This is a genomic window from Devosia crocina (genome assembly GCF_900116545.1).
Taxonomy (GTDB): Bacteria; Pseudomonadota; Alphaproteobacteria; order Rhizobiales; family Devosiaceae; genus Devosia; species Devosia crocina.
In genome coordinates, this window is record NZ_FPCK01000001.1 from 1,122,013 (window position 1) to 1,143,080 (window position 21,068).

Here is a 21,068-nt window from a genome sequence, read left to right on the forward strand (position 1 = left end):
ACCTTGCAAGGCAAGCGTGAACTCGACTTGACAGATTTGCGCCGAAGCTTTTATCAATGGGCCGAATATTTTTGGAGTGGTCCCGTGCGGGCAAGCATTCTCGTAGTAGGTAGGCGCATCGGCAACGTGGGGTAGAACCCCGCGCGATAGCTGATGCGCCGAAAACAGGTCCCACACGGGGCCTTTTTTATTGCCTTTTTTCCGCTGAAACGGTTTTAAGGCGTGAAGGAACGTAACGCCCGGTACGGCGGGCCCGAGGAGTAGGAAAGCGCAAATGGCCGAAAAAATGACCGGCGCGGAAATGGTGATCCAGGCGCTCGCGGATCAGGGTGTTGAGCATATCTTCGGTTATCCTGGTGGTGCCGCCCTGCCGATCTACGATGCGATGTTCCAGCAGGATTTCGTCAAGCACATCCTGGTGCGTCATGAGCAGGGCGCGACGCACATGGCTGAAGGGTATGCGCGCTCGACCGGAAAACCCGGCGTGGTGCTTGTGACCTCTGGACCGGGTGCGACCAATGCCGTGACGGGTTTGACCGACGCGCTGATGGATTCCATTCCGATGGTCTGCATCACTGCGCAGGTGCCGACAACGCTGATCGGAACGGACGGGTTCCAGGAATGCGATACGGTGGGCATCACCCGCTCGTGCACCAAGCACAATTACCTGGTCAAAAGCGTTGCCGATTTGCCGCGCGTGCTGCACGAGGCTTTCCATATTGCGACCAGCGGCCGTCCCGGCCCTGTGGTTGTCGATATTCCCAAGGACATCCAGTTCGCAGTCGGGGAATACTACAAGCCCGAGAACGGCACCTTGCGGCACGCCTCCTACCGCCCGCAGGTCGATGGCGACGTTCGGGCAATCGAGGCTGCGGTCGACCTGATGCTCAAAGCTGAGCGGCCGATCTTTTACACCGGTGGCGGCGTGATCAATGCCGGTCCCGAGGCATCCGAGAACCTGCGCGAGCTGGCCGAGCTGACTGGCTTTCCGGTGACCTCGACGCTGATGGGCCTCGGCGCCTTCCCCGCGTCCAATCGCCAGTGGATGGGCATGCTGGGCATGCACGGCACTTACGAAGCCAATCTCGCGATGCACGATTGCGACGTCATGATCAATATTGGTGCGCGTTTCGATGATCGCATCACGGGCCGCATCGATGCCTTTTCGCCCAATAGCCGCAAAATTCATGTCGATATCGATCCGTCCTCGATCAACAAGATCATCCGGGTCGATATTCCCATCGTTGGCGATTGCAATCGCGTGCTCGAGGAGATGATCCGCATCTGGCGCAGCAAGACCAATCAGCCGCGCACCGAAGCCATTGCACCGTGGTGGAACCAGATCGAGAAGTGGCGTGCAGTCGGCTCGCTCAACTTCAAGAACTCGGATGCCGTCATCAAGCCGCAATGGGCGATCCAGCGCCTTTATGAAGCGACAAGAAAGCAGTCAAAGGACGTCTACATCACGACCGAGGTTGGCCAGCACCAGATGTGGGCGGCGCAGCACTTCCACTTTGACAAGCCAAACCGTTGGATGACGTCGGGTGGCCTTGGTACGATGGGCTATGGCCTTCCCGCTGCTGTCGGCGTGCAGGTGGCGCATCCGGATGCCTTGGTGATCGATATCGCCGGAGAGGCATCGGTGCAGATGACCATGCAGGAGATTTCAACGGCGGTTCAGTACCGGCTGCCGGTCAAGATCTTCATCCTCAACAATGAGCGCATGGGCATGGTGCGTCAGTGGCAGGACCTGCTGCATGGATCGCGCTACGCTCATTCCTATTCGGAATCGTTGCCCGATTTCGTGAAACTGGCCGAGGCCTATGGCGGCAAGGGCATTCGCTGCGAGAACCCAGCCGAGCTCGATGCCGCCATTGCCGAGATGATCGACTACGACGGTCCTGTGCTGTTCGATGTGATCGTTGAGAAGGACGAGAACTGCCTGCCCATGATCCCCTCGGGCAAGCCGCATAATGAAATCATCCTGCCCGACACTGCCAATCTGGGCTCGATCATCGACGAGAAGGGACGCCAGCTGGTCTAGGCCCAGGGCGGAGGAAAAGACATGAACGCACATCTCCAGCCCACCGGCTCGGCCTATTTCCTGACTCAGGAAACGCAACAGACAGAGCGGCATACCCTGTCGGTGCTTGTCGACAATGAGCCAGGCATTCTCGCTCGGGTCGTCGGGCTCTTTTCGGCGCGCGGCTATAATATCGAGAGTTTGACTGTCAGCGAGACCGAACACGGGCGGCGACTTAGTCGCATCACCGTTGTTGTCGTCGCGACGCCCAAGACGCTTGTGCAGATCAAGCTTCAGCTCGAACGGCTGGTGCCGGTGCATCGGGTGCATGACCTGACCGCAGAGGGTAATTATGTCGAGCGCGAACTTGCGCTGATCAAGGTCAAGGGCTCGGGCGAGCACCGCGCCGAGACGCTGCGCCTTGCCGATGCCTTCCGCGCCCATATCGTCGATGCCACTGTGGAAAGCTTCGTGTTCGAGGTGACCGGCAAGCCGGACAAGATCGACAGCTTTATCGCCTTGATGTCGCCGCTTGGCCTCGTTGAAGTCGTACGCACCGGGCTTGCTGCCATCGGACGTGGTCCAGAAGCCATGTAAGCTACTTGCATCGAACCTATCACAAGGTTCGATTGGGCGGCGCGGGCGATCCGGTATAGGAGAATGTATCCTCTGACCGAGTCCGCGCCATGACCCTGCTTTCCGTCAATCTCAATGCCGTCGCCCAGTTGCGAAACCGCCGTGACCTGCCATGGCCTAGCGTTACCGGCATTGCGCGCATAGTTCTCGATGCCGGCGCAAGCGGCATCACTGTGCATCCGCGGCCGGACGAACGACATATTCGCCGCACAGACGTGCGCGATCTCAGTGCTTTGTTGCGCCGTGACTATCCTCATGCCGAGTTCAATATCGAGGGTTATCCAAGCGAAGATTTCCTTCAGCTGGTGGAAGCGGTGAACCCTGAACAGGTGACGCTGGTGCCCGACGATCCCAGCCAGGCCACATCGGATCATGGCTGGGACTTCGTTCGAGACGGGGAGTTGCTCGGTTCGGTTGTGGAGCGCCTTCAGACGGCGACGCGGCGCGTGTCGCTGTTCTGCGACCCTGACGCTGGGCCTTCGGGGATAGCTGCGGCGAAGGCTACTGGAGCCCAGCGTGTGGAGCTATTTACCGGGCCTTATGGCGCGTGCTTCGATGAGCCTGCACGCGCCAAAGAAGAATTGGCGAAACTTTCCGATACATGTGTTGCTGCGCTGGCTGCGGGTCTCAAGGTGAATGCCGGCCATGATCTGACATTGGCCAATCTCCCGGCCTTCCAGGTGGCTGTGCCGGGCGTTGCAGAAGTCTCCATCGGACACGGCATAACCTCGGATGCCTTGCTGATGGGTTTTGCAGAGGCGGTAAGGGCCTATTCTCAGGCCCTTGAAGATGTTTAGGGGCGCTTTGGCGCCCCTTGTTCTTATTCGGTATAGTTGAATTCTGCCAGCTCACAAACATTGTTGCCGTACTTCTCGAGTTCGTCTCCGTCAGAGAACACGGCCTTAAAGTCGAAGACGCAGTAACCGGTGCCATCATCGATATTGATCATGACACTGCTGCCGGCTGGCAGGATGTCGCGTCCGAGAATATCCTCTTCCCAGCTCTTGGCATCGCGATGCGATGCATAGAACTCGATGATATCATAAGAGGTCTTGTTGTTGATCTTGACGCGGCGATCGAGTGCCGCCGTAGAACTTATGCCAATCGCGAGAAAAGCGATGGCGAGCGCAATATGCGTGATTTTCAATTTTGTCCCCGAGAGTAGCCCCACGCATTGGACGTTATCCCAAGGCCATGGGCCGTCAAGCTGGCTTATGAGCACTGCTCAACAGCGTTCGTTGTCGTCCGTTGAACAGTCTGTCAGGCGGCGGATGCCAGATCGCAGAAACAACTCGGGTTGCGCTTCTTCGCTCTTCTGAAAGCCAGCAAATTCGGAAACTTACACGCCTGTAACCGGGGCACCCCCATGTCTCTGGGCGACAAGCGCGTGCCCTCTTGAGGCTTTCGGAGTGTGGGCACATATATCGCCTCAGTTACGATTTGTTACCAAGGAGGGCACCAAATGTCCAAGCTCAAGATCGGCGTCATTATCTCGTCCACTCGTCCTACTCGTTTCGGCGATGTGCCGGCCAAGTGGATCCTCGAAAAGGCCAATGAGCGTCCGGAGATCGAAGCTGAACTGATCGACCTTCGTGATTTCGACCTGCCGTTCTTCGACGAGATGGCGTCCAACGCCTGGATGCCTTCGCAGAACCCTGAAGCAGTCCGCTGGCAGAACAAGATTTCCGAATTTGACGGCTTTATCTTCGTAGTCGCCGAATACAACCGCGCCATCACCGGTGCTCTCAAGAACGCTATCGACCAGGCTTATGTGAACTGGAACAAGAAGGCGTTCGGCGCCATCGGTTACGGTACGGTGGGTGCAGCTCGCGCCATCGAGAATCTGCGCACCATCGGTGTTGAACTGCAGATGGTCTCTACCCGTTCTGCCGTCCATATTGCCGGCGCAGATTTCTTTGCCGTGCATCCGCTCGGTCAGCAGAACAAGCCGATGTCCGACATCGAGCCCTCCATCGGCAATTCGACCAAGGAAATGCTCGACCAGCTGATCTGGTGGGGCCAGGCTGCCAAGGATGCTCGTGAAAACGAGACTGTCAACGCCCAGGCTGCCGAATAATCATACGCTGACCTCCAGTCGCGTTTGCCCGACGGGGAGCGTTCCGCAAGGAGCGCTCCCCGTTGGCGTTTTCACTTCTGTTACAGTTATGATGTTGTGTGCAGGGGGTGGCGGGTGTATAGCGGCGCCCGCCTTTAACAGCGAGAGCCCCAAAGCTCATGACGCAAGCGGATACGACCGGCCATGGCGCCGGTGGCGTAGCGACCGACCAGGCCGGACATAGCCACGGTAATCTTCCTATGCTGACGCTTGGTGCGGTCGGCGTGGTCTATGGCGATATCGGCACGAGCCCGATCTATGCATTTCGACAGGCTATGCAGGTGCGTCCCGGCGCTGCCGCGTCGGACATCGAAGTGCTCGGCTTGCTCTCGCTGATCGTTTGGGCACTGACGCTGACGGTCGCCGTCAAATACGTTTTCTTCGTGACCCGCGCAGACAATAATGGCGAGGGCGGTACACTGTCGCTCATGGCGCTGGCCCGTAAGACCTTCACCAATCCTCCCATGTGGATCACGGCGCTCGGCGTCTTGGGCGCGGCGCTGTTCTTTGGTGACGCCATCATCACCCCAGCGATTTCCGTTCTGTCGGCGGTAGAGGGCATGGAACTCGTGCGCCCCGGCATGAACCGCTGGATCGTGCCGATCACATTGGTGATCATCCTGGGCGTTTTCGCGGTGCAGCGCTTCGGAACGGCGAAAGTTTCCGCCGTATTCGGCCCCATCACGGCTGTCTGGTTCCTGACGCTTGGGATAGCAGGAATATCGCACATCATCGCCTATCCCGGCGTGCTGGCGGCGCTCAACCCGATCCTCGGGATCCAGTTCCTGGTCACCCACGCAGCGATTGCATTTGTGGTAATCGGCGCCATCTTCCTGGCCGTCACCGGTGCCGAAGCGCTCTATGTCGACCTTGGCCATTTCGGGCGCAAGCCGATCGTTCTTGCCTGGTTCGGCCTCGTCTTTCCTTGCCTGTTGCTCAACTATTTCGGGCAGGGCGCCTTCGTGCTGAGCCATGGGGTCGGCAATGTGCAGAGTCCGTTCTTCGAGATGATTCCGGAATGGGGTCTCCTGCCGTTTGTTATCCTCGCAACCATGGCAACCATTATCGCCAGCCAGGCGGTGATCACAGGGACCTATAGCCTTACGCAGCAGGCTATCGCTCTCAACATGCTGCCGCGCATGGTGGTGCATCACACGTCCGAGACGCAGAGCGGCCAGATCTACATGCCGCAGATAAACTCCATGCTGCTGATCGGCGTGCTGGTGCTGGTGGCGGCCTTCGGCAGTTCGGAAGCCCTGTCGAACGCCTATGGTATCGCCGTATCAGGCGTCATGATCGTCACGCTGGCGCTGCTGGTGGTCGTGATGTGGCGCAACTGGAAGTGGCACCCTCTAGCCGTTATTGGGTTCGGTATCGTCTACGCGCTGATAGACGGGGGCTTTTTTGCTGCCAATGCTGCCAAGCTTTTCCAAGGTGGCTGGGTGCCGGCGGCAGTGGCCATCATGGTGGCTCTGGTGATGTGGAGCTGGATGGCAGGGCGCCGCCGCCTAGCCGACAAGACGCGCCGTGATGAGGTGCCTCTGCAATTCCTGGTAGACAACCTTGCCAAGAAAAAGCCCACCACCGTTCCCGGTACAGCGATCTTTCTGACCAGCGATATCGAGGGAGCCCCGACTGCGCTGCTCCATTCGCTCAAGCACTATAAGGTTCTGCACGAGCAGAACGTAATCCTGACGGTGCGCACGTCGACCTCGCCGCGCGTGCCGGATGATGAAAAGGTTACGATCGACGCCTATAACGAGCTGTTCTTCCGCGTGGTAGTCACTTTCGGCTATATGGAAAGTCCCAATATCCCCAAGGCGCTGGCGCTCGCGCGCAAGCTCGGCTGGAAGTTCGACATCATGTCGACATCGTTCTTCCTCTCGCGTCGTTCGCTCAAGCTCGGGCAGAAGAGTGGGCCGCTACGGTTCTGGCAGGATCGGTTGTTCGTGCGTCTGGCGCGCAATGCTAGCGATGCTACAGAGTACTTCCACATTCCGACGGGCCGGGTCGTGGAAATCGGGACGCAGGTCGTTATTTAGACTGAAGTGGGCAGGCCGCGTGACTAGCGCGGGATGTCCGGGCACACCGTCGGCACCTCGGCGGGGGCGAAACGCTGCTCGAGAACTTCGCTACCGAGCTTGAGCGAGAGAACAAGTTCGTCGGCACTCAGCGCAGAGATGTCCGCATTGATGGTCATGCCATCCTCTTCCCACGAAATGGCGGTTTCCGAGATCTGCTGCCATTTCGAAAGCCGGTAGGTTTCCCAGCAGCTGTCGCTGACCAACGTTCCGTCGGCGAGGAAGATCTGCATGGCGCCAGGACCGCCGTTTTCGCCCTGAAGGACCCAAACCTTGTTGAGCAGAGGATTGCTCGTATCTTCCTCGTCTTCCAGCACGGGTTCCTGCGCCATTGTGGGCAGGCAACCCGCCGTGCCGACACCCCAAACCGACAGCAGTGCGATGATGGCTGCTTTAGTGTCCATGGTCATGTCCCTCAAGTGCCAGTCATGGGTATGACCAACATGTTTGCCAAACTTGCTGGCAGGTTGCGGCAAAATTTGGTTCGCCAAGATGATCAGAGGAAAGCGGGGCAGACGAAAACGCCTGCCCCGGTTGAGCTTACGCGACTTGAAGGCCGAGAATGCGATCATGGTCCGAAACACGGCGCGCCTGGATCGGCCATAGCGAATAGTCCTTGCTGCCCAGGGCACGCTGCGCATGGACCGGCCAATTGGGGTCGTTCAGCGCTCCGCGAGCAAGGGCGATCATGTCCGCTTCGCCATTCTCGAGAATCGCATTGGCTTCATGAACATCACCCAGCAGGCCGACCGCCATGGTGGGGATATCAGCACCCTGTTTTACCGCTCGCGCAAAAGGCACCTGGTAGGCAGCTGCAGATGAAATGCGCCCCTCCGCAAACCCGCCGCTCGAACAGTCGATCGCGTCTACGCCACGTGCCTTGAGTTCGCGCGACAGCACGACGCTGTCTTCGGTCGTCCAGCCGCCCTCGGCATTGTCACTGACGGAAAGGCGCGCCAGGAGCGGCTTATGCTCTGGCCAAGCCTTGCGGACTGCCTCTGTTACTTCGAGCACGAGGCGCATGCGGTTCTCGCGGCTGCCGCCATATTCATCCGTCCGGTGATTGGAAAGAGGCGAGAGAAACTGGTTCAGAAGATAGCCGTGGGCTGCATGGATTTCGACGGTGTCGAAACCTGCCTTTTCAGCTCTCAGCGTCGCCGCGACAAAGCCGTCGATGATATGCTGGATGCCCGCCTTGTCGAGGGCCAGCGGCACCTGAAAGCTTGGGTCTGCCGGATCATGCGATACAGCGCTTGGGGCAACCGGCTGCCAATGCTCGTAGCCTGCCGCGGCGCGTTGTTCGCCCGTCGCCAGATCTGCTTCGCCACGCCAGGATACTGGGGTCGAGGCCTTGCGGCCCGCATGCGCCAGCTGAATGCCTGCCTTGGCGCCCTGGCTATGAAGAAAATCGACGATGCGGGCGAGGGGCGCGATATGCTCGTCTTTCCACAGCCCGAGATCGCCATAGGAGATCCGCCCCTCAGGCACGACACCCGTCGCTTCGAACACGACAAGGCCGAAGCCGCCAATGCCGAAACGTGACAGATGGGCAAAGTGCCAGTCGTTGGCGAAGCCATCTACCGAGGAATACTGGCACATGGGCGCGACTACAGTGCGGTTGCGCATTGTCATATCGCGCAGGGAAATAGGAGAGAAAAGTGTCATCAAGGTCTCGTACTGGTCCTTATGCGGCTGGCGAGATAGATGCACATTCCCAGCTTCATCGGCAAGTGGCGATGAAAGAATGCTGAGTTGCCAAGCCAAATCGTCGCGGGCTAGGGTCCGCGCCGCATTGGGGGAAGATCGAAGTGGCGATTACCAGAGCGCGTTTCGCTGAACTGCTTGGGTTTGCAGAGCCTGAATTCCGGCTGATCTCAAGCACGCAAGAGCATGTGGACGACTATGTCATCGAGCATCTCCGGTTCCAGATCGGGAACACCGACGTGCGCGGAATTCTCACCCGCCCTGAAGGGGCAGATCGGAAGCTGCCTGCCATCCTTTATGGGCACTCCCATGGCGGCGGATACGCGATCGGGGCGCAGGAACTGCTCGATGGCCGGGAATACCTTCTTGATCCGTTCGGCCCGGTCTTTGCCCGTGCTGGTTACGTCACCCTTAGCATTGACATGCCGATCTTCGGCGAACGGGCAAGCGTAAGCGAGAGTTATGCAGCAAAAGCGTTGCTCTGGCATGGCCGTTCGCTCTTCGGAGCCATGTTGTCCGATCATGCTGCGGCGCTGACTTATCTAACCAGCCGCGACGATGTCGATCCGAGTAGGGTCGGCGCGTTCGGAATTTCGATGGGCTGCGTACTGAGCTATTGGCTGGCAGCGCTAGACGAGAGAATCGCAGCTGTCGCGCACCTGTGCTGCTTTGCCGATTTTCGCACCATGATTGAACTTGGCGCGCATGACGGGCACGGCATCTATCTCACGGTTCCAGGACTGCTACGCGAAGCTGATGGTGGAACCATCGCGGGGCTGATCGCCCCGCGGCCACAACTGATCTGCGTCGGGGAAGCAGACCGTCTCAGCCCGCCATTGGCCGTCGAGCGTGCCTGGAACGAACTTGTGCCAGCTTATGCCGGCGCAGAGACCATGTTGGAAAAGATCAGCGAGCCTGGTGTCGGTCATCGGGAAACCGAGACCATGCGTGCAGCAGTCCTGCAGTTTTTCAATCGCCAACTGCAGTAGAGGCACAAAACAGTCATCACCTGCAGAATCCCACTTGCCTAGAACCGTACCGTACGGTACGGCTGCGGACGAAAGTAGCCGAAAGCGTTCGGCTGGGAACCAACGGGGATGGCTCTTGCCCGTACCGATCAAGATCAGCGAAGAGACCTTCACGCCGCGGCAGCAGGCTGTTTTGACGGCAGCGCTCGATCTGCTTGTCGAGAATGGCGACGGCATCACCATGACCGCCGTTGCACGGCGTGCTTCGTGTTCCAAGGAAACGCTTTACAAATGGTTCGGTGATCGCGACGGCTTGCTGACGGCAACTGTCCAGTGGCAGGCCGCAAAGGTCCGAATGCCCACTGTCGATCGCAGCCACCTCAGCGCGAAGGTGCTGCGGGAAAGCCTCGAGCAGTTCGCGCGCGATTTACTCACCACGATAATCGGCGAAGTGTCCATCACCCTCAACCGCACAGCCATCACCCATGCGGCGCAGGAAAAGGACAGTCTGGGTAATATCGTGCTTGAAAATGGACCGCTGGCCATTCGCCGGCGCCTCAAACCAATCCTTGAGGCAGCGCGCGATGCACGACTTCTGCGCTTTTCCGCCAGCGAGGATGCTTATCGGACCTTTTTCGGCCTTGTTGTGCGCGATGTGCAGATCCGTCTGCTGCTCGGCGACAGTGGTCTCACCCAATCCAATGTCGAAGCCAATATCGAAGTCGATGTGAAGGCCGCGACGGATCAATTCCTGGCTCTCTATGGGGCCAAGGCAAACCTCTAAAGAAAAACGCAGTTGAGGGGAGATACCCATGCGCGTCTATTACGATCGTGATGCCGATATCAACATCATCAAGTCCCGGAAGGTCGCCATCATTGGCTATGGTTCGCAGGGCCACGCCCATGTGCTTAACCTGCGCGACTCGGGCATCACCGACGTAGCCGTGGGCCTGCGTCCCGGCTCGCCGTCGGCCAAGAAGGCTGAAGGCGAGGGCCTTAAGGTCATGTCGGTTGCCGAGGCCTCCGCCTGGGCCGACGTGATCATGCTGCTGACCCCCGACGAACTGCAGGCCGATATCTACAAGAAGGACATCGAGCCCAATATCCGTGATGGTGCAGCGCTGGCTTTCGCTCACGGCCTTAACGTGCACTTCAACCTGATCGAGCCCAAGTCGACCGTCGACGTGATCATGATCGCGCCGAAGGGCCCCGGCCACACGGTTCGCGGCGAATACCAGCGCGGCGGTGGCGTGCCGTGCTTGATCGCTGTGCATCACGACGCGTCGGGCAATGCTCATGACATCGCGCTCGCCTATGCCTCGGGCGTTGGCGGCGGCCGTTCGGGCATCATCGAAACCAACTTCCGCGAAGAGTGCGAAACCGATCTCTTCGGCGAACAGGCCGTGCTTTGCGGGGGTCTCGTCGAGCTGATCCGCGCCGGGTTCGAAACGCTGGTGGAAGCCGGCTATGCGCCGGAAATGGCCTATTTCGAGTGCTTGCACGAAGTGAAGCTGATCGTCGACCTGATCTATCAGGGCGGCATCGCCAACATGAACTACTCGATCTCCAACACCGCCGAGTGGGGCGAATATGTCACCGGCCCGCGCATCATCACCTCGGAAACCAAGGCCGAGATGAAGCGCGTGCTGCATGACATCCAGTCGGGCAAGTTCACCTCGGACTGGATGCAGGAATACAAGGGCGGCGCTTCGCGCTTCAAGGCGACCCGTCGCCTGGCCGACGAGCATCCGATCGAGGAAGTCGGCGCCAAGCTGCGTGACATGATGCCCTGGATCAAGGCCGGCGCGCTGGTCGACAAGGCAAAGAACTAATCGGGACGGGGGCTGCGGCCCCCGTTTTCTTCTGACCCGTAAAGGGTCAGAACGTCGACTTCGAGCCGGCTGCAGGTAGATCGGTCATCGATTAGGGATTGATGGATGAGCAAAGAAGACGATATTGCCCGCGTTAAGCGGCAGGAGCTTGAGCTGGTGCTCCCTTCGCTCGATGAGGGGGTCGCTTTCGAGGTCGGCGCGGCGATCCGCAAGCGCGCGGTTACCGAAGGGCTGTCGCTGGTTGTGGACATTCGCACTTGGGACCGGCAGTTGTTCTTTTCTGCCACACCGGGGACCAGCGCAGATAATGCGGAGTGGGTGCGCCGCAAGGTCAACTCCGTACGGCGGTTTCAGCGCGCCAGCTATCGGCTAGTGCTTGAGCGGGGTGAGGAGCCGTTCTCGGTGCAATCTGGCGCTGACCCAGCGGACTATGTCATAGCTGGCGGCGGTTTCCCTCTGCGTGTCCATGGCGCAGGGATCATCGGCTCTCTGACTATTTCAGGTTTGCCCGGGCGACGGGACCATGGGGTGGCCGTCGATGCTCTCTGCGACCATCTGGGCCGCGATCGCCACGACTATGCGTTGGCGGAGGGCTGATGCAAGATGAAGCTGCATTACCTGCTGCTTGATGTCTTCACTCAGGAGCGGTTGCAAGGCAATCCGCTGGCTGTAGTCACCAAGGGTGATGGTCTGCTCGACAACGAGATGCAGGCAATTGCGCGCGAGTTCAACCTGAGCGAGACGGTGTTCCTCTGCAAGGCGCAAGGGGAGCGGAACTCTGCCAATGTGCGGATCTTCACACCCTATCAGGAACTTCCCTTTGCTGGTCATCCTACGGTGGGTGCAGCCGTGGTTCTGGGTCTTCAGAACAAGGTAAGCGCGGTTCGGCTCGAGGAAAAGGTCGGCCTCGTCACCGCACTTTTCGAGAAAACCGGCGCTCGCGCAGGCGAGGCGAGGTTCACCTTGCCCAAGCTGCCTTCCAAGCTTGCTGACCTGCCCGACCGGCTGGGAATCGCGCAGGCATTGGGCATTGAGATCGAGGAGATCGGCTGCGGGTTCTTCGCGCCCGCCGTCTATTCTGCCGGTGTGACGTTTCATCTGATCCCGGTGCGCGATGCGGGCGTGCTGAAACGCCTCAGCCCCAGGCACACGCTTTTCCCAGATGTGTTTCCTCACGATCGGCACTCGGCTTATGTGTTCACGCTGACGCCTGAGGACGCCGAGAACCATCTCGCCGCGCGCATGTTCGGCATGGGGTTGGGGGAAGATCCTGGTACCGGCTCTGCTGCTGCCGCGCTGATCGGCATGCTGTCGGATCATGCGGATTTTGCCGCGGGGCAGGCGGACTATGTCTTGCGTCAAGGCAAGGAGATGGGGCGGCTGTGCCGTATTTCGCTGCAGTTGCGCAAGGAAAACGAGGTGATCACCCATGGCGCGATCGGCGGGCATGCCGTCGTCGTGGGAGAAGGGGAACTGGATCTGGGCTGAGCGCTCAGGTTTCAGAAAGTAATCTCGGTAGCGCTTGTCACACTTGCGCCCGTTGGCAAATTCACGCATGGTACAGACAAATCAGAGAGTTTCCTATGCAGCGCCGTCGCGCCAAAGCTATCGCCATCGCACAGCAGCAGGTCGTCCAGACCCGGCTGGTGATTGCGGCTGGCTTGCTGCTGCTGCCTGCGCTCCTTCTCCTTCTTATCAGCCCCTGATCACCGGCAGCTCGGCTTAGCGAGCGGGTCGTCAGGGGATTGCGCCATAAACCGAACATCGAGAAATGTCCGGTCCAACGAGCCATTGCCTCGGGGCCGATAGGAAAGAGCTTAGAAATGTCCGTTGCCAACAACAGCAACAAAGAACGCGTTTTCATTTTCGACACCACCCTGCGCGACGGCGAGCAATCGCCCGGCGCGACGATGACGCTCGAAGAAAAGCTGCAGGTAGCCGAAGCGCTCGACGACATGGGTGTCGACATCATCGAAGCCGGTTTTCCGATCGCCTCCAATGGCGACTTCGAAGCTGTCGTTGCCGTCGCCAAGCAGGTGAAGAAGGCGCGTGTCGCTGGTCTGGCTCGTGCCATTACCGCCGACATCGATCGGGCAGGCGAGGCGGTGCGCCATGCCCAGCAAGGGCGCATCCACACATTCGTGTCCACTTCGCCGATTCACCTGGCGCACCAGATGAAAAAGACGGAGGACGAAGTCATTGAGATTATTGCGCGCACTGTCGCGCAGGCTCGCAACCTCGTTGATGACGTCGAGTGGTCGGCCATGGACGCGACGCGCACTCCGCTCGAGTTTTTGAAACGGTGCGTTGATACCGCGATCAAGGCGGGCGCGACGACGATCAACTTGCCCGACACGGTAGGCTATGCGGTTCCGGAAGAGCATTTCCGCATGTTCAAGACCATCATCGAGAGCGTGCCGAATGCCGATAAGGCGATCTTCTCGGTCCACTGTCATGATGACCTCGGCATGGCCGTTGCCAATTCGCTCGCCGGTGTCGCGGGTGGTGCGCGCCAGATCGAGTGCACCATCAACGGTCTGGGCGAACGCGCCGGCAATGCGGCACTCGAAGAGGTTGTCATGGCGCTGCGCACGCGCGGCGATGCCATGCCGTTTTACACTGACATCGAGACGACACAACTTTCGCGCGCGAGCCGCATCGTATCGGCCGCGTCCAACTTCCCGGTGCAGTACAACAAGGCCATCGTGGGCAAAAATGCCTTCGCGCATGAAAGCGGCATCCATCAGGACGGCATGCTGAAGAATGCGGAAACCTACGAGATCATGACCCCGGCCAGCGTGGGCATCAAGGAAACCACCTTGGTGATGGGCAAGCACTCTGGGCGTGCTGCCTTCAAGGACAAGCTCAAGGAGCTGGGTTACGAGCTGGGCGATAACGCCTTCCAGGAAGCCTTCCAGCGCTTCAAGGATCTCGCCGACCGGAAAAAGCATGTCTATGATGCGGACATCGTAGCTCTGGTCGATGACGAAGTCGGCTCGGTGGGCGATCGGATCAAGCTTGTCGATATGGAAGTGGTCTCAAAGACCGGCGGGACGCACAAGTGCAGCATAACGCTGTCCGTGGATGGAGTGGAGAGCGCCGTTACCTATGAGGGGACGGGATCTGTGGACGCGATCTTCAACGCCATCAAGGAAGGCGTTGGGCAGAACCCACATCTGGTGCTTTACGCAATCGATGGCGTCACCGGCGGCACCGACGCACAGGCTTCGGCCCATGTTCGCCTCGAAATGAACGGTCGCATCGCCTCGGGCAATGCCGCCGAGCCGGACACGCTGGTGGCTTCAGCGCGCGCATATCTCAACGCGCTCAATCGTGTGATGATCGAGCGGGGCGCTGCCGCTCAGGGCGCTCTGGCCGGTTAAAGGGAGGATGTGGGGCCGTGCTGAACTTCGTGGCGCGGCCTTAGCCCTTTCGGGCGTCGTTGCGCTGATCCTGATTATCACCTCGGTAACCCCGGGCCTGCCCGGGGAACTGCTGTTGCAGACTCTGCGCTTCCACCTCGTGGCGCTTGGCTTTGTTCTCGCTTTCCTTCTGGTCGTTTTTGGTGCCAAGTGGCGCGCACTGCTGTTTGTCGGCTTCCTGGCCATAGCGCTTGCCCATGGTCTCTACCATGTCGTTGACTACGCGAGCCGGAGAACAGAGCCGGCCGGGCCATTACGCGCCGAGTTGACGTTGCTCAACTTCAACGTTCTCGCATCTAACCGCCAGGCCGACAGGCTCGTCGATTTCGTTACCCTCCTGGCGCCAGATGTGGCTTTGATCATGGAGACGCCGGGTATCGAGAATCACCTGGCAAAGATCGAAACGGCGTTGCCCTATCGCATCGGGTGTGAACAGAGCGCGCGGTGCGATATTTCGCTGTTTTCGCGCCACCCGATTATCGGCGGGGAGGTGCGCGAGCTGCCGCCATTCCGCCGCCTGCGTCTTGCCCTTGCCCCTATTGACGTGAACGGCGTTGGCGTGACCATTGTGGGCATGCATCTGTCCAAACCCTATTTCGACGAAGCCTCGCTGCAGGAGCTCTGGTACGTGCAGCGTGTTCTTCAAGGGATCGAAGGGCCGGTTGTCCTGGCGGGCGACTTCAACAGCGCCATCTGGTCAGGGCCTATGCGGTGGTTCGGACGGGGGGCGGAGTTGATCCCGCCACCCAACTATCCGGCGACCTGGCCGGTGGAATTGGGTCCGCTCGGCGTGCCGATCGACAATGTGCTGACACGAGGCAATGCGCGCGTCGAAACCCTAGAGGCCGGAGACGACAGCTACGGCTCGAACCATCGTTATCTACTGGCTCGCATAGGGCTTTACTGATCTGCGGCAGATATGGCGCGTGGCATTGCTTCCGATAGCGCAGCCATCTCTGGATTAGGGCCGACACTGATGCGGATGTGCCGATCAAGCGGCGGCACGCCGGGCTTGCGAACGAAGATGCCCAGATGGGCGAGTTCTTCCAGGATGCGCGTGGCATAGGCGCCATCACGACCGCAATCAACCGCAACGAAGTTCGTGGCGGATGGCAGAGCGCTCAAGCCATTCTCCTGGGCGATCTGCGTAATCTGCTTCCGTGACTGTTCGATCTGCGTTTTTACGGCCGCGAGATAATCTTGATCTGCAAGGGCCGCCAGCGCGGCCTGCTGTGCCAATCGGTTGACGCCGAAATGGTTTCGGACCCGGTTGAACGCACCGACTATCCTGCGAGGACCCATGGCATAGCCGACGCGGATCCCAGCCAAGCCATATGCCTTGGAAAAGCTGCGTAGCCGCAGAAGGTTTGTCCTGGCCGTGTCGAGAGGCGGCAGTGTGCCCGCGGGAGCGAGTTCACCATAGGCTTCGTCGAGCATGATCAGGCAGTCTTCCGGGATGCGGGCGATAAAATCCTGAATCGCTTCCGGACCCCAATAGGAGCCCATCGGGTTATCCGGATTGGCGACGTAAACGATCCGCGGCCTGAGCCGCTGCGCTGCCTCGGCAAGTGCATCGAGATCCTCATGCACTCCGGCATAGGGAACAAATTCCAGGCGTCCCCCAAAGCCGACAACGTGATAGTTCAGCGTGGGGTAGGCACCATGAGATGTGAGGAGAACATCGCCTGGCCCGATAAACAAGCGGACGACAAGCCCCATGAGACCATCTACGCCTTCGCCAATGCTGACCTCGTCCGGGGCAATCTTGTGAAAGCCTGCCAGAGCATGGCGTAGCTCATGATTTTCCGGGTCAGGGTACTTCCAGATGTCTCCCGCCGCATCGCGGATCGCTGAGAGAACCTTCGGGCTCGGGCCGAAGCCGGATTCATTGGCACCGATCCGGGCCTTGAATGGACGCCCAAGCCGACGCTCGATGGACTCCGGTCCCACGAAGGGTACAGTCTCGGGGAGTTTCTCGGCGATTTCGGTGAATGGGGGCAGGGGCATCGTGCGCTCCGGGCGGTTCACTGTAGAATCGCTTCTACCTGAACTCTTAGGCGAACGCATGAGAAGATCGTTGGGGAATGCATCGAGTTCTTAACAGGCAGGAATCCTGTTGAATGCGTTGGGGGCCCCTTGATGCGGACGTCTCCACACGCCTTGCCAGCATCTACAATTTGCAGAAAAGTTTAACCTTTTCAGTAAGTTGCGGAAAACTATGAGCGTCCACCCTCGGGGTAAGTTTCGCAAGGTGATTCACCGCCTCGAAACCTCACCACGGAGCCAGACGATGAACCCTACCTATTTGCTCGCTCGAGACCATTTGCAAAGAGCAGCAGTCATTTTGCAGGGCAGCGACCAACGGTCCCGCCAGATCCGCCACATCATCGAACGCACGATCGGCTTGATGGACGACAGGACCGCCGAAGAGCCAGCAACGCCGGCAAATGTCTATGACATGGCTGCTTACCGTCGAGCCGCTCGCGGGGGGAACTCGTTCTGATTGCCTGCCTGTAGATGATGTCGGACAGCGCGGCGGAACCCGGGAGGTAGACGGAGCAGGCCCCGGCCAAGCTGGAGATCCAGAAGGATTTTCAACTTTATCCACAGGGTACGGAATTGGGCGCTAGACAGGCCAAAATCCCTTTGCTAAAAGCGCCTCACTTTGGTGCCGGTCAACAAAGACGGGTGCATAGCTCAGATGGTAGAGCAGCTGACTCTTAATCAGCGGGTCCAAGGTTCGAGCCCTTGTGCACCCACCAAAGTATCTCAATGAGATGACGATCTCACGAAAGCCAGCCTACGGGCTGGCTTCGTCGTTTCTGGCTTTGCCTCACTCACAGATGGCTTTGATCACTTTCATCGCTCCTCGCAAAAAATCCGCGTCGGTATACGGAGCAGCGGCTTTCTTCCTTCCATCCTGGGGCGTATAGCGCTGCAGTCTTCTTGATGGAAAGCTCCCCTCATGTTCGGCTTTGATCCGAGTTTTCTGAGTTCGCTGTTCCAGGTCATCCTAATCGATCTGGTTCTGGCGGGCGACAACGCTGTCGTCATTGGCCTTGCAGCAGCCGGCTTGCCCGCAGAATTGCGGCGTAAGGCCATCCTGATCGGCATTCTTGCCGCCACGGTGCTGCGCATCTGCTTTGCCTTGATCACCACCGAATTGCTTTCGCTTGGCGGCGGTTTGCTGATCGCCGGTGGCCTCCTTCTGCTCTGGGTTTGCTGGAAGATGTACCGCGAGCTCACGGTCAGCGCCGCCGAGGAGGGTGCAGCAACCGAGGTGCTAGACGGCAACGGCGAGAACGCGGACAGTTCGGTTGCCGCAACAGCGCCTCGAAAGTCCCTCCGGCAGGCAGTCACGCAGATCGTTATTGCTGACGTTTCGATGTCACTGGACAATGTTATCGCCGTTGCCGGGGCGGCGCAGCACCACTTCGAAGCTCTGGTTTTCGGGCTCGTGCTTTCGGTGATCATGATGGGCGTTGCGGCCAGCTTCATCGCGCGCCTGCTGCATCGCTTCCGCTGGATCGCCTGGGTGGGCTTGGCCATCATACTGTTCGTGGCCGTGCGCATGCTGATCGACGGCGCCGGACAGTTTTTGACCATCCCACCCATACCGCTGCTTTACACGCCCCATGCAGCTGCCGCGGTTGGCCATTAGGATTCGCTAACCAAGTGTTCAGTTCCGGCGCATTTGTCGGTTCGCGATAGCGAATTGATCACTTCAAGTCCCTAATATGCTCCGCAAAAGTACAATTTGCGGGGCTTTTGATGTCCATTGTTGCTGAAACACTGCTGGATGCGGCCCCGCAGACCCTGGGTGCGGAACGGCACACATTAGCTCTGACTACGCGGCGCGTTTCGGGCTCTGATTGGGATGCGATCATCGGCGGTTTCGATGAGGTCTGCCAGGAGCAGATGCATGCCTTTGCCGCTGTGCGGTGGCCTGGGGTGGCGCAGGAACCCGTCGTCTTTCACAGTGGCGGCGAGCTTGTGGGCGGAGCCCTCGTCATGATTCAGCCGCTGCCCTTCGGGGTAGGCAAGATTGCGGTCGTCAAATGGGCACCTATGTTGGCCGTGCGCGATAGGCCGGATGCCGATCTCCTGCGCCGGTCCATGGTCAAGGAACTGATGGGCGAATATGCCGAGCGCCGGGGCATGATGCTGTCGGTGTTGCTGCACGCGGCGCCTGAAGCCATCAATCAAGGCTATCTCGACCTGCGGGCACAGGGCTTTCAGCGCGGCTCGGTCCTGATGTTTCCCAATCGGTATATGGTCAATCTCCGCCTGGATGATGTTGCTTTGCGCAAGAGCTTCGCTCAGAAGTGGCGATACCATCTGAACAAGTCGGAGAAGGCAGGGCTCGATTTCCGCCGTGCCGAGCCAACCGAAATTGACACATTCAAGACGCTCTATTCAGCCATGAGCGAGCGCAAGCAGTTTCCGGATCATTCCGCTTATGACACGCTCGATGCGCTCATGGCGCTTGAGGAACCGCTACGGCCCGAACTCTTCTTCGTGCGCGAGGGGCAGGAGACGGTCGCCGGCGCGCTGATCTTCAAGGCAGGTGAGCGGGCCGTATACCTTTATGGTGCGACAAGCGACCGGGCTTTGCCGATCCGGGCGGGTTACTTCCTGCACTATCATGCCATCCGCTGGCTGCGCGATAATACTACCGCCCGCTGGTACGACCTCGGCGGAACTGACGGCTTTCAAGGCTTGCACCAGTTCAAGAAGGGCATGGTCGGTGAACAGGGGATCATCCGACCCGTCCCGCCGGTCCTCAACTTTGCCGCCAAACCGTGGGCACGCGTTTTCGGGAACGGCGCTTTCGCCGCGCGAGATGCTTTCCAGCATATGCGGCGGTACATCAACGAACTTTCGAGCCACAAGGCCAAGCCTGATCAGGAGCCGCATGTCTGGGACGAGTATCTCAGATGAGCCTTGCGCGGCGCCTAGCGTCCCAATCGTTCATCATTTTCGCCGCTCGCATTTTCGGCGCTGGGTTCATCTTCGTCGCGCAGGCGCTTATCGCCCGGTTCTGGGGCGCCGGCATCCTCGGCGAATTCCTGCTCGTTGTGGCCAGCGTCAATCTCGTTTCCGTGGTCATGCCGCTCGGCTACCACACCGTGGGTACCTATTTCGCCGCTGAATATCGAGCCAAGGGCCAGCGAGAACAGATGATCGCTTTTCTCTTGCGGTCATATGGGTTCGTTGCCCTGAGTTTTGCTGGTCTCGTGCTTGTCGGTCCGCTGGTGCTGGATGCATTCGGGCTGGGGCAGGGGGCAGTCGGCATGCATTTCGTGCCGTTCGCTCTCCTGACCCTTGGGACAGCCATCGTCTACGTCAATAGTGCTGCACTCATTGGGCTGAAGCGGCCATTTGCAGGCTTCTTTGCCGACACCCTTCTGCGCCCCATGATTGTTCTCGGGGCATTTCTTCTCGCATTGGGAAGCGGCATTGCCGACGTCGGGTTCACCCAAATGCTGTGGATGATCGGCGTTGGCTACGTCATTGTCTCGGCTGTTCAATTCGCCTTCGTTCTCCAGAGCGTTCCCGAGATCGCCCCGTCGTCCGAACCGGAGGCGCCGCAAGCCCGCCGCTGGTGGCGCTTTGCCATGCCATGGGTCGTCATCAGCCTTGCGACCGATTTCTTTTTCGACATTGACCTCTTGCTTCTCAGCCACTTGCTGACGCGCGAGGAGTTGGCGATCTTCGGCGTCTGCACCCGGATGTTCTCGTTGGCCTCATTCGGTGTGGCGGCTGTATATGCCGTGACCATGCCCGACATATTCGAGAGCGAAGCCAAGGCTGACCGCGTCACGTTCAATCGCAAGGTGGGCGAAGCCAACGTTGTTGCAAGCCTCGTTGCCATCCTGGTGTTTACCGGCACAGTCTTTGGAGCACCGTTCGCCTTGATGCTGTTCGGGCCAGAATTTTCTGCAGGTGCCGTGCCCCTCGCAGTCCTGTGCCTGTCGCTTGTTGTACGCTCCGCCGCGGGGCCCGCCTCGATCGTCTTGTCCATTCACGACCGGCCATGGGCCAGTCTGCCGGCTATCGGTCTTGGACTTGCTACGTTGTTCGGCTGCAATCTTCTTCTTGTGCCGCAAATGGGACTGATCGGCGCAGCGATCGCCGCCGTCGTCGCTATCAGCGTCTGGTCGCTGGCCCTTTGGCTCACCGCGCTTCACATGGCCAAGCTCGACGTCTCGATCCTGCAATGGTTCAGGTCGAGACGTGCTCTCTTTGCGGCAGAGTAGAAGCGAAAAATACCCCTCACCCTAAC

General features: G+C 59.3%; 21 protein-coding genes and 1 tRNA gene. 18 read left to right on the top strand and 4 right to left on the bottom strand.

The annotated features are described in order from the left end of the window. The first annotated feature begins 274 nt into the window (after window positions 1–274). The 3 genes from BM364_RS05235 to BM364_RS05245 all read left to right on the top strand — a co-directional run bounded on the left by BM364_RS05235 (window position 275) and on the right by BM364_RS05245 (window position 3,456). Window positions 275–2,044, top strand: coding sequence for an acetolactate synthase 3 large subunit (locus tag BM364_RS05235; RefSeq protein WP_092421804.1), 1,770 nt, complete (start codon window positions 275–277; stop codon window positions 2,042–2,044). Between the two features lie 21 nt (window positions 2,045–2,065). Next, window positions 2,066–2,620: an acetolactate synthase small subunit gene (gene ilvN / locus BM364_RS05240; RefSeq protein WP_092421807.1), complete on the top strand. Its 555-nt coding sequence runs from the start codon at window positions 2,066–2,068 to the stop codon at window positions 2,618–2,620. 89 nt (window positions 2,621–2,709) lie between these two features. Then, window positions 2,710–3,456 carry a pyridoxine 5'-phosphate synthase gene (locus BM364_RS05245; RefSeq protein ID WP_092421810.1) on the top strand — a complete coding sequence of 249 codons (747 nt, stop codon included), beginning with the start codon at window positions 2,710–2,712 and terminating at the stop codon, window positions 3,454–3,456. Window positions 3,457–3,479: 23 nt separating this feature from the next. On the opposite strand, the gene BM364_RS05250 is transcribed toward BM364_RS05245, so the two are convergent. Then, window positions 3,480–3,806: a hypothetical protein gene (locus BM364_RS05250; RefSeq protein WP_092421813.1), complete on the bottom strand. Its 327-nt coding sequence runs from the start codon at window positions 3,804–3,806 to the stop codon at window positions 3,480–3,482. Window positions 3,807–4,121: 315 nt separating this feature from the next. Here BM364_RS05250 and BM364_RS05255 point away from each other — a divergent pair, with 315 nt between their 5' ends. Continuing rightward, window positions 4,122–4,736, top strand: coding sequence for an NADPH-dependent FMN reductase (locus tag BM364_RS05255; protein ID WP_092421817.1), 615 nt, complete (start codon window positions 4,122–4,124; stop codon window positions 4,734–4,736). A 158-nt stretch (window positions 4,737–4,894) separates the two neighbouring features. Further along, window positions 4,895–6,817 carry a potassium transporter Kup gene (locus BM364_RS05260; RefSeq protein ID WP_092421820.1) on the top strand — a complete coding sequence of 641 codons (1,923 nt, stop codon included), beginning with the start codon at window positions 4,895–4,897 and terminating at the stop codon, window positions 6,815–6,817. 23 nt (window positions 6,818–6,840) lie between these two features. Here the strand turns inward: BM364_RS05260 and BM364_RS05265 are convergent, their stop codons facing one another. Together BM364_RS05265 and BM364_RS05270 are read right to left on the bottom strand one after the other, a co-directional pair. Further along, window positions 6,841–7,260 carry a hypothetical protein gene (locus BM364_RS05265; protein ID WP_139232487.1) on the bottom strand — a complete coding sequence of 140 codons (420 nt, stop codon included), beginning with the start codon at window positions 7,258–7,260 and terminating at the stop codon, window positions 6,841–6,843. A gap of 136 nt (window positions 7,261–7,396) precedes the next feature. Continuing rightward, the gene (locus BM364_RS05270) at window positions 7,397–8,521 is read right to left on the bottom strand and encodes an NADH:flavin oxidoreductase/NADH oxidase (RefSeq protein WP_244542776.1); all 1,125 of its coding nucleotides are present in this window, start codon (window positions 8,519–8,521) and stop codon (window positions 7,397–7,399) included. Window positions 8,522–8,664: 143 nt separating this feature from the next. Here BM364_RS05270 and BM364_RS05275 point away from each other — a divergent pair, with 143 nt between their 5' ends. From BM364_RS05275 to BM364_RS05305, 8 genes are all read left to right on the top strand, one after another. Beyond that, complete coding sequence (locus BM364_RS05275; protein ID WP_092421826.1) at window positions 8,665–9,549, top strand: alpha/beta hydrolase family protein; 885 nt, start codon at window positions 8,665–8,667, stop codon at window positions 9,547–9,549. Between the two features lie 115 nt (window positions 9,550–9,664). After that, the gene (locus tag BM364_RS05280) at window positions 9,665–10,312 is read left to right on the top strand and encodes a TetR/AcrR family transcriptional regulator (RefSeq protein ID WP_244542777.1); all 648 of its coding nucleotides are present in this window, start codon (window positions 9,665–9,667) and stop codon (window positions 10,310–10,312) included. A gap of 28 nt (window positions 10,313–10,340) precedes the next feature. Continuing rightward, window positions 10,341–11,360 carry a ketol-acid reductoisomerase gene (gene ilvC, locus BM364_RS05285; protein WP_092421832.1) on the top strand — a complete coding sequence of 340 codons (1,020 nt, stop codon included), beginning with the start codon at window positions 10,341–10,343 and terminating at the stop codon, window positions 11,358–11,360. A 105-nt stretch (window positions 11,361–11,465) separates the two neighbouring features. Further along, window positions 11,466–11,957: a heme-degrading domain-containing protein gene (locus BM364_RS05290; protein ID WP_092421835.1), complete on the top strand. Its 492-nt coding sequence runs from the start codon at window positions 11,466–11,468 to the stop codon at window positions 11,955–11,957. A gap of 6 nt (window positions 11,958–11,963) precedes the next feature. Further along, a complete protein-coding gene (locus BM364_RS05295) occupies window positions 11,964–12,848 on the top strand; it encodes a PhzF family phenazine biosynthesis protein (protein WP_092421838.1) in 885 nt (294 codons plus the stop codon). Between the two features lie 95 nt (window positions 12,849–12,943). Continuing rightward, a complete protein-coding gene (locus BM364_RS18750; RefSeq protein WP_280140622.1) occupies window positions 12,944–13,066 on the top strand; it encodes a hypothetical protein in 123 nt (40 codons plus the stop codon). A gap of 117 nt (window positions 13,067–13,183) precedes the next feature. Next, entirely contained in the window at window positions 13,184–14,743 is a 1,560-nt protein-coding gene (locus BM364_RS05300; RefSeq protein WP_092421841.1) for a 2-isopropylmalate synthase, read from the top strand. A gap of 7 nt (window positions 14,744–14,750) precedes the next feature. Beyond that, entirely contained in the window at window positions 14,751–15,689 is a 939-nt protein-coding gene (locus tag BM364_RS05305) for an endonuclease/exonuclease/phosphatase family protein (RefSeq protein WP_092421844.1), read from the top strand. On the opposite strand, the gene BM364_RS05310 is transcribed toward BM364_RS05305, so the two are convergent. Then, window positions 15,683–16,789, bottom strand: coding sequence for a pyridoxal phosphate-dependent aminotransferase (locus tag BM364_RS05310; RefSeq protein ID WP_092421847.1), 1,107 nt, complete (start codon window positions 16,787–16,789; stop codon window positions 15,683–15,685). The two genes, BM364_RS05305 and BM364_RS05310, sit on opposite strands and share 7 nt — an antisense overlap. Before the next feature lie 283 nt (window positions 16,790–17,072). On the opposite strand from BM364_RS05310, the gene BM364_RS05315 reads away from it, so the two are divergent. The 5 genes from BM364_RS05315 to BM364_RS05335 all read left to right on the top strand — a co-directional run bounded on the left by BM364_RS05315 (window position 17,073) and on the right by BM364_RS05335 (window position 21,042). Then, window positions 17,073–17,285, top strand: a complete 213-nt coding sequence (locus tag BM364_RS05315) for a hypothetical protein (protein ID WP_139232488.1) — start codon at window positions 17,073–17,075, stop codon at window positions 17,283–17,285. A gap of 183 nt (window positions 17,286–17,468) precedes the next feature. Continuing rightward, window positions 17,469–17,544 (top strand) — tRNA-Lys (locus BM364_RS05320). 203 nt (window positions 17,545–17,747) lie between these two features. Then, window positions 17,748–18,443 (top strand): YjbE family putative metal transport protein, encoded by a 696-nt coding sequence (locus tag BM364_RS05325; protein ID WP_092421853.1) that lies wholly within the window; start codon window positions 17,748–17,750, stop codon window positions 18,441–18,443. A 110-nt stretch (window positions 18,444–18,553) separates the two neighbouring features. Then, window positions 18,554–19,723, top strand: coding sequence for a lipid II:glycine glycyltransferase FemX (locus BM364_RS05330; protein ID WP_092421856.1), 1,170 nt, complete (start codon window positions 18,554–18,556; stop codon window positions 19,721–19,723). Then, entirely contained in the window at window positions 19,720–21,042 is a 1,323-nt protein-coding gene (locus BM364_RS05335) for a lipopolysaccharide biosynthesis protein (protein ID WP_092421859.1), read from the top strand. The genes BM364_RS05330 and BM364_RS05335 overlap by 4 nt, the downstream gene beginning before the upstream one ends. The last annotated feature ends 26 nt before the right edge of the window (window positions 21,043–21,068 follow it).

Bases quoted from the DNA above. Each gene is read 5' to 3' on its own strand.
- BM364_RS05305 (WP_092421844.1), top strand. From the start codon at position 14,751: ATGTGGGGCCGTGCTGAACTTCGTGGCGCGGCCTTAGCCCTTTCGGGC.
- BM364_RS05325 (WP_092421853.1), top strand. From the start codon at position 17,748: ATGTTCGGCTTTGATCCGAGTTTTCTGAGTTCGCTGTTCCAGGTCATC.
- BM364_RS05235 (WP_092421804.1), top strand. From the start codon at position 275: ATGGCCGAAAAAATGACCGGCGCGGAAATGGTGATCCAGGCGCTCGCG.
- BM364_RS05290 (WP_092421835.1), top strand. From the start codon at position 11,466: ATGAGCAAAGAAGACGATATTGCCCGCGTTAAGCGGCAGGAGCTTGAG.
- BM364_RS05330 (WP_092421856.1), top strand. From the start codon at position 18,554: ATGTCCATTGTTGCTGAAACACTGCTGGATGCGGCCCCGCAGACCCTG.
- BM364_RS05270 (WP_244542776.1), bottom strand. From the start codon at position 8,521: ATGACACTTTTCTCTCCTATTTCCCTGCGCGATATGACAATGCGCAAC.
- BM364_RS05265 (WP_139232487.1), bottom strand. From the start codon at position 7,260: ATGGACACTAAAGCAGCCATCATCGCACTGCTGTCGGTTTGGGGTGTC.
- BM364_RS05295 (WP_092421838.1), top strand. From the start codon at position 11,964: ATGAAGCTGCATTACCTGCTGCTTGATGTCTTCACTCAGGAGCGGTTG.
- BM364_RS05300 (WP_092421841.1), top strand. From the start codon at position 13,184: ATGTCCGTTGCCAACAACAGCAACAAAGAACGCGTTTTCATTTTCGAC.
- ilvC (WP_092421832.1), top strand. From the start codon at position 10,341: ATGCGCGTCTATTACGATCGTGATGCCGATATCAACATCATCAAGTCC.
- BM364_RS05255 (WP_092421817.1), top strand. From the start codon at position 4,122: ATGTCCAAGCTCAAGATCGGCGTCATTATCTCGTCCACTCGTCCTACT.
- BM364_RS18750 (WP_280140622.1), top strand. From the start codon at position 12,944: ATGCAGCGCCGTCGCGCCAAAGCTATCGCCATCGCACAGCAGCAGGTC.
- BM364_RS05315 (WP_139232488.1), top strand. From the start codon at position 17,073: ATGAACCCTACCTATTTGCTCGCTCGAGACCATTTGCAAAGAGCAGCA.
- BM364_RS05245 (WP_092421810.1), top strand. From the start codon at position 2,710: ATGACCCTGCTTTCCGTCAATCTCAATGCCGTCGCCCAGTTGCGAAAC.
- BM364_RS05310 (WP_092421847.1), bottom strand. From the start codon at position 16,789: ATGCCCCTGCCCCCATTCACCGAAATCGCCGAGAAACTCCCCGAGACT.
- BM364_RS05260 (WP_092421820.1), top strand. From the start codon at position 4,895: ATGACGCAAGCGGATACGACCGGCCATGGCGCCGGTGGCGTAGCGACC.
- ilvN (WP_092421807.1), top strand. From the start codon at position 2,066: ATGAACGCACATCTCCAGCCCACCGGCTCGGCCTATTTCCTGACTCAG.
- BM364_RS05335 (WP_092421859.1), top strand. From the start codon at position 19,720: ATGAGCCTTGCGCGGCGCCTAGCGTCCCAATCGTTCATCATTTTCGCC.